The 12,495-nt window shown below is 32.5% G+C and carries 7 protein-coding genes; 2 read left to right on the forward strand and 5 right to left on the reverse strand.

All coding sequences use genetic code 11. From position 1 onward, the window contains the following. Positions 1–10: 10 nt before the first annotated feature. Positions 11–2,752 carry a pitrilysin family protein gene (locus N5E64_RS01140; protein ID WP_280035330.1) on the forward strand — a complete coding sequence of 914 codons (2,742 nt, stop codon included), beginning with the start codon at positions 11–13 and terminating at the stop codon, positions 2,750–2,752. Positions 2,753–2,970: 218 nt separating this feature from the next. Continuing rightward, positions 2,971–3,987 carry a hypothetical protein gene (locus tag N5E64_RS01145; RefSeq protein ID WP_038331054.1) on the forward strand — a complete coding sequence of 339 codons (1,017 nt, stop codon included), beginning with the start codon at positions 2,971–2,973 and terminating at the stop codon, positions 3,985–3,987. 73 nt (positions 3,988–4,060) lie between these two features. On the opposite strand, the gene N5E64_RS01150 is transcribed toward N5E64_RS01145, so the two are convergent. The 5 genes from N5E64_RS01150 to N5E64_RS01170 all read right to left on the reverse strand — a co-directional run bounded on the left by N5E64_RS01150 (position 4,061) and on the right by N5E64_RS01170 (position 12,199). Continuing rightward, entirely contained in the window at positions 4,061–5,662 is a 1,602-nt protein-coding gene (locus N5E64_RS01150; RefSeq protein ID WP_038331053.1) for a class I SAM-dependent methyltransferase, read from the reverse strand. A gap of 129 nt (positions 5,663–5,791) precedes the next feature. Continuing rightward, positions 5,792–6,403 (reverse strand): PepSY-like domain-containing protein, encoded by a 612-nt coding sequence (locus N5E64_RS01155; protein ID WP_280035334.1) that lies wholly within the window; start codon positions 6,401–6,403, stop codon positions 5,792–5,794. Positions 6,404–6,482: 79 nt separating this feature from the next. After that, positions 6,483–7,871, reverse strand: coding sequence for an alpha-amylase family glycosyl hydrolase (locus tag N5E64_RS01160; protein WP_221853991.1), 1,389 nt, complete (start codon positions 7,869–7,871; stop codon positions 6,483–6,485). A gap of 25 nt (positions 7,872–7,896) precedes the next feature. Then, positions 7,897–9,552 (reverse strand): alpha-amylase family glycosyl hydrolase, encoded by a 1,656-nt coding sequence (locus N5E64_RS01165; RefSeq protein ID WP_280035337.1) that lies wholly within the window; start codon positions 9,550–9,552, stop codon positions 7,897–7,899. A gap of 478 nt (positions 9,553–10,030) precedes the next feature. Beyond that, positions 10,031–12,199 (reverse strand): glycoside hydrolase family 97 protein, encoded by a 2,169-nt coding sequence (locus tag N5E64_RS01170; protein WP_280035339.1) that lies wholly within the window; start codon positions 12,197–12,199, stop codon positions 10,031–10,033. Positions 12,200–12,495: the final 296 nt, after the last annotated feature.

Below are 12,495 nucleotides of genomic sequence, written 5' to 3' on the forward strand. Positions count from 1 at the left end.
AAATAAATACATGAAAAAAACTTTACTGAGTATTTGTCTGGTTTTTGCCTTTGCAAATTCACCTTACTTAATGGCTCAAACGAAATCTGGAAGCGCAACTTTTGTGACGCAAGTAGAAGGAATTAAGGAATACAAACTACCAAATGGATTACAAGTTTTATTGGTTCCTGATCAATCGCAAAGTAATGTTGTGGTTAACATTGTGTACAATGTTGGATCTAAACATGAAGGTTATGGCGAAAAAGGAATGGCGCACTTGTTAGAACATATGTTGTTTAAATCAACAAAAAACTTAGGCGATATCAAGAAAATGTTATCTGACAAAGGTGGACGCGCAAATGGAACAACATATTATGATCGTACAAATTATTACGAAGTTTTCCCATCAAGCGACGAAAATTTACGTTGGAGTTTAGAAATGGAAGCTGATCGAATGATTAATGCAACCATTAAACAAGAAGATTTGGACAAAGAGTTTTCAGTTGTGCGTAATGAATTTGAAATTGGTGAAAATGATCCTTCAAGTGTTTTAATGGAACGCGTTATTTCTGCTGGCTATTTATGGCACAATTACGGAAAATCTACCATTGGATCTAAAGAAGATATTGAGCGTGTAAAAACACCACAGTTGCGCAAATTCTACGAAAAATATTATCAACCAGATAATGCAACTTTAATTATTGCTGGAAAATTTGACGAAAAAAAAACAATGGAATATGTGAATCAGTATTTTGCTTCGATTCCAAAACCAACTCGTGTTTTAGACGAAATTTTAACAGTTGAGCCAGCGCAAGATGGTGAAAAATTTGTTGAAGTAAAACGTGCAGGAGATTCACAATCTGTTGGTGTAATGTATCACGTTGCAGCATATAGCGATAAAGATTATGCAGCAATTGATGTTTTAAATAATATTTTAACTTCAGATCCTTCGGGATATTTGTACAAATCTTTAGTTGACACACACAAAATTGCTTCAATTTGGGCGTATAGTCCAGAAGTTCGTGATGCAAGTTTCTTCTATATCGGAACTGAAATTCCAAAAGAGAAAAACATCGAACAAACGAAAAATGATATTCGTGCAGAATTAGACAAAGTTGCTACAATTAATTATACTGATCAAGATGTACAACGTGCGAAAGCAAGTATTGTGAAAAACATCGAAAATCAAAAAAATAATACGATTAATTATGCCATTGGTTTAACAGAAATTGTTGGTGCGGGTGATTATCGTTTAGGTTTCTTATACCGCGATAATATCGAAAAAGTAACCAAAGAAGATGTAAAACGTGTAGCTGAAAAATATTTTAAAGCGAATAATAGAACAGTTGGAACTTTTATTCCGACAAAAGATGAAATTCGTGTAAAACCAGCTGAATTAACGAATAAACAGATTACAGAATTAGTTTCGAATTACAAAGGTCGTGCAGTTGAGAAAGAAGCAAAACCATTTGAAGCTTCAATCAAAAACTTAAAAGCTCATTATGCAGAAGGAAAATTGAACAATGGTCTAAAATATGGAATCATCGACAAAGAAATTAAAGGTGAAAAAGTAATTCTTTCATTTAATTTACCTGTTTCGAATGAAAAAGATTTGGCAAACAAAGGAATGATCGGTCAATTAACGGCTGAATTGTTAATGTCTGGAACGAAGAATTTAACAAAAGAACAAATCAAAGATCAATTAGATGCTTTAAAATCTTCGGTTGGATTTAGATTTGGAGGACAAAATTTATCTGTAACAATTAATACGTACAAAAATTCATTAGACAAAACAATGGATGTCGTGCGTCAAATCATTACAGAACCAACTTTTCCTGAAGCTGAATTAGCAAAATCTGTAAATGAATACATAACATATTTAGATGCAAATACAAACGATCCGCAAGCATTTGCCTTTAACGAAATTAGTCGTTTAACATCTAATTATCCTAAATCTTCTATTTTTTATACAGCTTCTTTTACTGAAACGAAAGATGATTTGAAGAAAATTAAACAAACTGATTTAGTTGATTTTTATAAAAATATTTTAGGTGCGCAAAATGGCGTTGTTTCTATTGTTGGAACAAATGACAAAGCGAAAGTTGAAAAGTTATTGAACGATACTTTTGGTAAATGGAACAGCAAATCGAAGTACGAAAAAGCATATCCAACTTTTACAGCAACGAAAAAAGAGGATAAACTTTATAACATTCCAGATAAAGAAAATGCAGCAGCAGTTGGGTCAATTAACTTCAAAATGAATCGTGAAAGTGCTGATTACGCCGCAATGGTTATGGCAAATGAAATGATTGGAAGTGGAGGATTTTTATCTGCTCGTATTCCAATGCGATTACGAGAAAAAGAAGGAATCAGCTACGGCGCAGGTTCTTATGTTTCGATTCCAAGCGATCCTAAAAACGACGTTTCTTCTTGGGGATATTATGCATTCTTGAATCCAACAAAACGTGAAGCGGTTGAAAAAGCATTGAAAGAAGAAGTTGCAAAAGCATTGAAAGATGGTTTCACAGCGGATGAATTGAAAACAAATATTGTAAGTTGGAAAAACGGACGTACGACTTCTTTGGGAACTGACGGAACTTTGTTAGGCTTATCGAATGGTTATTTATTGAACGGAATTACGTTTGATGAATTTGATAATTTAGAGAAAAAGGTAGATGCATTGAATGTAAACCAAGTAAACGAGGTTTTCAAAAAGTACATTTCTTTAGATAAATTAACTTCTGTTTACACAGGAACTTTTGATAAAAAGTAAATACAATTCATATTAATTAAAAGAAAGCTTCAGATTATTTTGGAGCTTTTTTTATGATTTATTTAGAATAAAATTCTGCATGATTATTCATTTTCGGTCTAAAATGTGAAAAAATTTGTTAAAAAACCCTCATTTTAACATCATCCTAAGTTTTTGGCATCATAATTTCTTAACACTAGAAACAATAAAAAAACAATTAACCTTAAATAATAATTCATATGCAAGGATTAGAAGAAAACAATCAACCAACAAACAAAGGAAAAAACGGTTTAGTAGTTCCTTTGGCATTAGTCGGAATCTTATTAGCAGGAAGCGTAGGATATAATATTTATCAAGCAAACCAAATCGGGAATCTTGAAAAAAATGAATCTTTAAATTCTCAAATCCTTAAAAACGAAACAGGTCAAAAGGATCAAATTCGTAAACAATATGATTCGATTTTAAACGACTATACACAATATAAAGCACGCATCGAAGATCGTAACAATTTATTGAGCGATAAAGAAAATATGATTCAGTTAAAGAATCAAGATATTCAAGAAATTTTAGATAAAGACAATCCAACTGCAGAGGAAATGAATCGTGCTCGTAAAATGATCAACGATTTAGAAGGAAGTGTAAAAAATTACAAATCTGAAGTTGCGCGTTTACAAAAAGAAAATGCAATTCTTGTACGTAGTGTTGACGAATTAAATAATAAAAATTCTGCTTTAACAACAGACAACAATAATTTAAGAGAAAACAATAAAGAGTTAACATATAACTACGAAACAGAAAAAAGTGTTCGTCAAAAAGACAATGCAATTTCGAAAGGAAAGATCAATGAATTAAGTTCAACTTTATCTGTTTCTAATCAACAAATCAAAGGAATTCGTGTAAGAAATAGCGGAAAAGAAGTTGAAAAAACACGTGCAAAACGTATTGATAAAATTCGTGTTTCTTTTGATGTAGATCGTAATTCGAGAACAGAATCTGGAGACAAAAAATTATATGTTGCTATCTATAATCCTGATGGAACTTTAGGAAGATATGGAAATGCACAAGGTGGACAAATTGAATTGAGATCTGGAGATACAGTAAATTTCTCTGATGCAATCAACTTTAATTACACAAACGGACAAACAAAAAATATTACGTTTGATTGGGAAAACGAGGAATTCCAAAAAGGAGTTTACACGTTCAATGTTTACGAAAATGGATTTAAGATTAGTCAAGCAAAAATAACCCTAAACTAATTATTGATACAAGACTAACCAAGAAAGCTCAGCAATTGCTGAGCTTTTTTTGATTTAATATATTTTTTAAATATTATCGTTTCAAAAGATTAATACTAACTGTTGCCAACTCATTATTTGGATATTTTTTGAACAATGTTTTATCTGGAACCAAACCTGTTTCTTGACAAATACGATGAAAAACATCTACTTCCACAATATATTGATCCGAGAATCCATGCGTCGCATCATACGCTGTTGCCGGCGTATTTCCTAAATTCTTCGCCGTTAAATCTGGAGAAATCGTATGTAATTCGATCAACAACAGACCAAATTTATCTACGTAAGGCGCCCATTTTTTGAGATGATTCAATAAATTTTGTTCCACATCATTGTTTGACAATCGTTTTCCTCTAAACGCAAAAGCTCCTGTAGAAGCACTAATTCGATTTGTTTTGACATCTTCTACATCTTCCCAAATTCGGTTATGATCTAAAAATGTTCGGATATTTAATAAATCACTCAACTCTATTGAATAATCATTTTTCAAATCTGTTGCCAAACGATCTGGATCGCCAATGTCGCCCCAAATCACTTTTGCCCAAATATCATTTTTAATTAAGTTGGCACGCGTTACTTTCAACGCTGCTTGATTATAATCTGCACCAACCAAGAAAAGTGGATATTCGTCGAGATGTTTTCCGCGCAAAGTTTGACATTCTATCACATCATACAAATGTTGCAAAAGCGCTCCATTCCCACATCCCATATCCAAAATCCCTTTCGGTTGCTCTTCTATCGGACGATTGAAAATATCAACAATAAACTCATCAATCACTTTGAAATAAGTGGAATGCGCTCCTCCACTACCCCAAACATTCATTTCGCGATTCACATGTTGCTCATCTTCACCATCGGTAATTTCACGCAATTTTGTTGGCGAACCGAAAAGTAAATCATTCAACTTTGCAAACATTGGTAAATAAGAAACTGTAACACCATACGATGTTGCTCGACGTGCAAAAAACAATCCTATTTCGGTGAATTTATAGTTTTTTTCGTGTTTAGTAAACCAACCTAATTCGGTTAATCTTTCTAATATTTTTTCGAAAGTTTGTGGATTTTTGTGAAATTCATCTGGATTGAAAGAAGCTTCCATAAAGTATTTATGAAACAAACCGCTCATTCCCATTCGCACAATAATTGGTCCAACCAAAACGCCTTCGATATGTTTGGTAATTTGATAATGCAAAGGTTTTTCAAGAAACTCTTCATCATCAGCAGTCATCAAATAAGTTTTATATTTATCAAATAATTTGATCCATTTTTTACAAAACTCATCCGAAAAATCATGTTGATTGATTACCTCATTTTCTGCTAAAAAAACAGCTAAATCGTGGTAAATATCAATATTTGTAAATGCTCGATCCGAATATTTATTAGTTTGAATTTCAACATTATCTTTCGCATTGTCCACCGAATATTCTAACATATTTTGCGAAGCCAACACACGCAAAGCAACATTTAGATAACCTTCGTTCGCCTGAAATTCTTTTGTCAATTCTTCTAACTGTATAGTTTTGTGCTCGACAATGTAATGCAAAGCTCCTTTTTTAGCCAAAGCGCTCAATACAGGAGCCGTTACCAAACCATCGAGATGTCTAAAAATTAGCGATCTCAAATATTTTTTATCCATTTTGGTTGATTTTTTCTACTATAAATATATTGAAAATTGCGAAAAGTTGATGTGAAGGTTATTGTAAAATTTTAAAAATTAGAAATTAAAAAAAACCTCATCTATTGACAAGGTTTTTGATGTATTTGATTAATCAATTTTGATAAAATTACCATTCAGATCAAATTTCAAATCGACATTATTTTGTAACAATTCTACTTTTATTTCTTTGTCTTTTGTATCCATTTCAATTGATTTCGCATCGATTTTAGGATATTTTGATTGAAGATATTTTTGAATATTATCTGGGAAAAATTTAATCGGAATCGCTTTTCCTAAACCATTTTTCACCTCCTTCCAATCACCATTATCTGTAAATTCTATTTTTGTTCCGTCTTTCAACTGAATATTATATGTTGTGATATTGCGTTCAACTTCTTTTATCGCATTCACAAACTCCATATTACCAAAGTTTTTCGAAACAAAATTTTGTGCATTAACAGGTAAACTATTTGCTGAAATCACCGTTTCATTCGGATCAATATTTACCGTTTTTTGTTGACCATTATCTTGTAAAACCACATAAGTATTTTGTGAAGTCAATGACTCTGGATGATTCGCAATATCACTTTCCGAAACAATTGGTTGTTCTGCAACTTCAGATTTACTTGTGATAACTTCTGAGTTTTCTGTTTTCTTCGATTCGCACGAAGAGAAAACTAAGCTTAAAATGACGGCTGTTGATAAAATTACTTTTCTCATGATTTGGATTTTAAACGTTTATCAACAAGCATTATACCATAAAAAAAGCTGATTAAAAATTTAACCAGCTTTTAAGAGTTTATTTTTTCTTCTGAACTAAAATCAGGTATTCCCAAGGTTTTAATTTCAGTTTTGTTGTAGCATCAAATGTCACATCTTCGTTATTCATAAAATTTTTGTACACACCATTAATTGGAACTGTAATTTCTTTATTTGCTTTCGTAAAATTCGCAATAAAATAAGCTTCTGTCGTATTTTTTTGACGTTTGAACGCTAAGATAGATTTATCATCAGATGTTTTCAAACGTTCGTAAGAAGCCGCTTTTTTCGCTCCATTAAACGCTTCATTTGTGATTTTTAATTCTCCTAACTTTTCGTAAACGCCACGCATTTTTGCTGTTGAATTACGATCAATAGAATCTTTGACAAAGAATTTTAAACGACGATTAAAATCTTCTTCTTGTCCATTATAAATCAAAGGAATTCCTGGTAAAGTATATGTTAATGCAGCAAATGTTTCGACTGCATCACCCATTCTTTCATATTCAGTTCCAGCCCAAGAATTTTCGTCATGATTTGATGTGAATAATAATTTATAATCATCCGCTTGCCATTTTTTCGGAATCGAATCCATATACGCATCAATCGCAGAAACATTCTTTTTACCTTTTGCAATGTCATTCATGATATGATGAATTTCCCATCCGTAAGCGGCATCGAACGCATTATTTGCTAATAAATCTGGCTTCTCTGTTTCACCTAACATAAAAATTTCGCGACCTTTTGCCAATTGTGGTTTTGCTTCGTTCCAAAAATCTGTTGGAACTTCGTGCGCCATATCACAACGGAAACCATCAATTTTGAAATCATCTAACCAATATTTCATATCGGCAATCATCTGTTTGCGCATTTCTTTGTTATCGAAATTTAATGCCACAACATCCGACCAATCGTAAGGAGAATGCATTTTTCCGTTCTTATCTTGTTCGTACCAATCGGGATGTTGTTTTACCCAAGGATGATCCCAAGCCGTGTGATTCGCAACCCAATCCAAAATCACATAGATTCCGTTTTTGTGCGCTTCATCAACTAATTTCTTAAAATCTTCGGCATTTCCAAATTCTGGATTGATTCCTCTATAATCTTTGATCGAATAATACGAACCTAAACCTTCTTTTCGATTTTCTTCTCCAATTGGATAAATAGGCATAATCCAAAGGATTTTAACACCTAATTTTTTGATATTCGAAATCTCATTTGTTACCGCAGCAAAAGTTCCTTCTGGCGAAAATTGACGAACATTCACTTCATAAATCACAGAAGTTTCCGCCATATCAGCCGTAAAAGGCAAAATACTTTGTTCTTTCCTTTCTTTTTTAACGTCTTCTGACTTTGTTTCCTTTTTGCTTTCACAACTTGTCAAAAACAAAGTTGTTATCAAGGTTAAACCAACTATTTTTTTTATCATTTTTCTTCTATTACTTCTCAAAAAATTAATTCACTTTTTCCAATAATACAATATCAGAAGTCGTATTCAATTCTAAATTTCCGTTCACAACTTTTCCTGAAAAACCTGAATAAGCATCGCGAATTTTAGTACCATCTTTCCAGATAGAACTTACATTAATTGTTTTTTTACCAATTGGCATTTCCAATCCAATCACCACTTCGTCTGTTTTATATTTTCTTGTAAAAATATACGGAGAATTTTGCAAATCTGTTTGATTTCCTGCTCCAACCGCTGGATGATCTCGTCTAAATTGTCCTAATTTTTGGTAATGATTCAATAATGATTCCGTTTCTGAATTTGGTTTAATATCTTCCCAGTTCATATTCGAACGAAGATTTGCATCTCCATCAACACCTTCAATCTCTAACGGACGAGCCGTTTCGTCTCCATAATAAATTTGCGAAATCCCTGGCGCCAATAACAATCGAGTTCCTGCATCCCAAGGATTTTGACGATTTTTATCAAAAGGCGAACCGTCATCGTGCGAGGTAATGTAGCTCATCACAGACTTTCCTTTCATCTTATTTTGAAGAATATCATTGTATCGATCAAAAACAGTTTGATTAGATTCTTTTTGAGTTGAACGCAAATCGAAATTGATTAATGCATCAAATCCATTCTCGAAATAATTAACTGTTTTATCAGGAAAATTATATTGCTGACCATCATTAATCGAATATCCATAAACTTCTCCTAACAAGAAAAACTTATTTTGATCCAATACTTTTGTAGGATTATTCGTTTTATATTCTGCGAAAGCATCTTGACAAATTTCTTCGAATTTCTTCCAAACATTTTCTTCCGTATGTTTCACCGTATCGACACGATAACCATCAATTCCATACTTTCTAATATAATCTGAAAGCCATTTCATAATGTAATATTTCGGTGCTTTTGGAAGATTATATTTCGCGAAAAAAGCATTCAATTCAGCAACTTCTTTATCTAAACGACCTTCTTTTGACCATTTTGCTAACAATTGCGGTGGCAACATTACATCATTTTCAGATTCCGTTAAAATGTCTGGAAGATTTTTCACCAACGTACATTCAATCGTCGTTTTGTAAGATTCATAGGTACATTGTGGCGAAACACGAACCCAATCAGCTGGAAAAACGCCGTCCGAATTTGTGACTGGACCTGTGTGGTTAATCACCGCATCCAACATAATACGAATGCCTTTCGCATGCGCTTTATCAACTAATTCTTGCAACTCTTTTTCAGTTCCCCAGTTTTTATCAATCGACGTCCAATCTTTTGTCCAATAACCGTGAAACCCATATGTTTTTCCTTGTCCTTCATCTACAAAACCGTGAATTTGCTCCACAATCGGTGTCATCCAAATCGCATTAACTCCTAAATCTGAAAAATAATTATCTTCGATTTTATTGATTACCCCACGAAAATCTCCTCCTTCAAAACCTCTTAATTTAGATGTTTTAGCAGTTCTCCCGTAATTTATATCATTCTTTTTATCTCCATTCTCGAAACGATCAGTCAATAAAAAATAAATATTTGCACCATTCCAAACAAATGGTTGTTTTTCTGAATGATTTGTTTGCGTAGCTTGTGTTGTTGTTTTTGAACAAGAGCTTAAAAACAATGAAGCTATTCCTAACGTGAAAAGTATTTTTTTCATAATTATGTTTTTATGATTTAATAAGAAACTGAATTAATTTCAGCTTTTCATTCTACTTTATGTCATCATGAAATGAATTCAGGATGACTTTCTACAATCATATTCATTTTTGTCTTGACACAAAAACGAATCAAAAAAGTCAAGGCGGTAAATCTATATGACTAAAAATTTAAACCGTTTCGAGAATGATTTAAAAATTCGCTAGCGCTCATTAAATCATTTTTACTCTTCACTTATTAAATTTTATTTACGTCATAGATTTAATGCCATTTTTAAATACGTTTTCAGAATAAACTTATAACGTAGAACATATTACTTAAAACTTTCTCAGATTCCTCCTTACGTCGGAATGATATTTACTTTAATGAAATTGTCATTCTGAGTTTATCGAAGAATCTTTTAATGTTTTGTCAAGCTGAACTTATTTCAGTTTCTCATCCTCTACTTTGTGTAATCCTGAAATCAATTCAGGATCACTTTATTTGATTTCTTTGATACTAATTGCAAAACCTCCACCAGCTTGAGATGTTAAATCTAAAACAGATTTTGAATCAACCTTTTTTGTTTCAATTTTATAGGCTTGTGGATTTGTTTTGTAATGCGCATCTTTTGCATCTGCATAAATTTTCGCTTCGTATTTTTTTCCTTTATCTAAGAAATCTAATTTAATTTTTGTTGAACGAGGCGTTTCACCATTTACATTTCCAACAAACCAATTGTTCGAATTTTTATCTTTACGCGCAATTGTTAAATATCTTCCTGGTTCAGCTTCCAAATAATTAGAATCTTGCCAATCTACAGGCACATCTTTGATGAATTGAAATGCATCAGAAAATTGTTTGTAATGCTCGATAATATCAGCAGCCATTTGTAAAGGAGAATACATTGTCACGTATAAAGCCAACTGATTTGCAATCGTAGAATTAACGTGAGAATGGTTGTTTGGATTTAATTTTTTCACATCCATTTCGAAAATACCAGGCGTGTAATCCATTGGCCCACCTAAAAGACGCGTGAAAGGTAAAACCGTTACGTGATTTGGTTTAGAACCACCGAAAGCTTGGTATTCTGTTCCACGAGCAGATTCGTTTCCGATTAAATTTGGCCATGTACGCGCAACTCCTGTAGGACGAACCGCTTCGTGAGCATTAACCATAATTTTATATTCAGCCGCTTTTTCGATTGCATATTGATAATGATTAATCGTATTTTGGCTGTAATGATAATCTCCACGAGGAACGATATCACCTACATATCCACTTTTTACAGATGTATAACCGTTATCGTTCATGAATTTATAGGCTTTTTCCAAATGTCTTTCATAATTACGAATAGAACCCGAAGTTTCGTGGTGCATCATAATTTTTACACCTTTAGATTTTGCATAAGCATTTAACATTTTCACATCAAAATCTGGATAAGGTGTTACAAAATCGAACACATAGTCTTTGTGATTACCGAACCAATCTTCCCAACCTTCGTTCCAACCTTCAACTAAAACAGCATCAAATCCGTTTTCTGCAGCAAAATCGATGTATTCTTTTACATGTTCGTTATTTGCTCCATGTTTTCCGTTTGGCTTCGCATTTTTATAATCGGTTACACCTAATTGTACTGTCGGAAAATCATCTGTATATGCCCAAGAGCTTTTTCCTGTAATCATTTCCCACCAAACACCAACGTATTTTACAGGTTTGATCCAAGAAGTATCTTTAATTTTTGAAGGTTCATTCAAATTATATACTAATTGTGGCCCTTTAAACGCAATATCTGCCGCATTATCACTTGCAATAACTGTTCTCCAAGGTGTATTAAAAGGCGCTTGTAAATATCCTTTATCACCTAATGCATCAGGCGTTAACCACGATTCAAATACTAAATTTTTATCGTTTAAATTTAGATTCATTGCTGGATAATTGATTAAAGCTGCTTCATGAATGTTGATGTATAATCCATTCTCAGCTTTCATCATTAATGAAGTCTGAACTCCTGTTTTAGAAAATGATTTTTGTGATGCATTTCCAGTATAGGCTTGATCAAATAATCCTCTAATTTCTGATAACTTTGATTCTGTGTAATCATATTCTTGCGTATCGTAGTCACCCGGAATCCACCATGTTTTGTGATCTCCTGCCATAGCAAATTGAGAATGCTCTTCTTTTATCACAAAATATTTTAAATTCTTTTGCTCAGGAAATTCGTAACGGAATCCTAAACCATCATCAAATAATCGGAATCTAATCACCATTTGACGATCTGTTTTCGGTTGAGAAACTGTAACTGCTAATTCGTTAAAATTATTTCTGATTTTAGCTACTTCTCCCCAAACTGGTGTCCACGTTTCATCAAAAGTTGAAGTCTTTGTATCTACGATTTGAAAACCAGATACAAAATTTGTAAATGCATTTTTATCTCCGACTTGATTTTCCCATTCAAAACTCATTTGATTGTTCGCTTTAAATTCGAATCCTAAAGTTGAAGGTTTGATGACATCTTTCCCTTTGTATTTTAATTGATACGTTGGTTTTCCATCTTTCGATAAAGAAAAATCTAATTTGAAATTTCCATTTGGTGATTTCAATTCTTGACCGTAAACGACGCTCATCATTGAAATTCCTAACGCTATAATTGATTTTAAGTGTTTCATTATAATTTGTTTATTTTTTATATCTATATTTTTTTGTCTTTTTGAGATTGCCGAAGAATTAATTCTCCAATATTCTTTTCTTGATAAAAAAGTATTCAAATTGTCAAGCTAAATTTATTTCAACTTCTCATCATCTTTAATTTGATCCTGCACTTCGACTTCGCTCAGTGACCTATTCAAGATTACTTTAAATAACATTCTAAGCTTATCAAAGAAGCTTAAAAATACACTTCGACAAGCTCAGTGTGACAATTTATTAATGAGAATTGAAAGAAGTTCTACGTAAAACGTATCAC

Source organism: Empedobacter sp. GD03739 (assembly GCF_029843245.1).
Lineage (GTDB): Bacteria > Bacteroidota > Bacteroidia > Flavobacteriales > Weeksellaceae > Empedobacter > Empedobacter falsenii_B.

Bases quoted from the DNA above. Each gene is read 5' to 3' on its own strand.
- N5E64_RS01160 (WP_221853991.1), bottom strand. From the start codon at position 7,871: ATGATAAAAAAAATAGTTGGTTTAACCTTGATAACAACTTTGTTTTTG.
- N5E64_RS01140 (WP_280035330.1), top strand. From the start codon at position 11: ATGAAAAAAACTTTACTGAGTATTTGTCTGGTTTTTGCCTTTGCAAAT.
- N5E64_RS01155 (WP_280035334.1), bottom strand. From the start codon at position 6,403: ATGAGAAAAGTAATTTTATCAACAGCCGTCATTTTAAGCTTAGTTTTC.
- N5E64_RS01145 (WP_038331054.1), top strand. From the start codon at position 2,971: ATGCAAGGATTAGAAGAAAACAATCAACCAACAAACAAAGGAAAAAAC.
- N5E64_RS01165 (WP_280035337.1), bottom strand. From the start codon at position 9,552: ATGAAAAAAATACTTTTCACGTTAGGAATAGCTTCATTGTTTTTAAGC.
- N5E64_RS01150 (WP_038331053.1), bottom strand. From the start codon at position 5,662: ATGGATAAAAAATATTTGAGATCGCTAATTTTTAGACATCTCGATGGT.
- N5E64_RS01170 (WP_280035339.1), bottom strand. From the start codon at position 12,199: ATGAAACACTTAAAATCAATTATAGCGTTAGGAATTTCAATGATGAGC.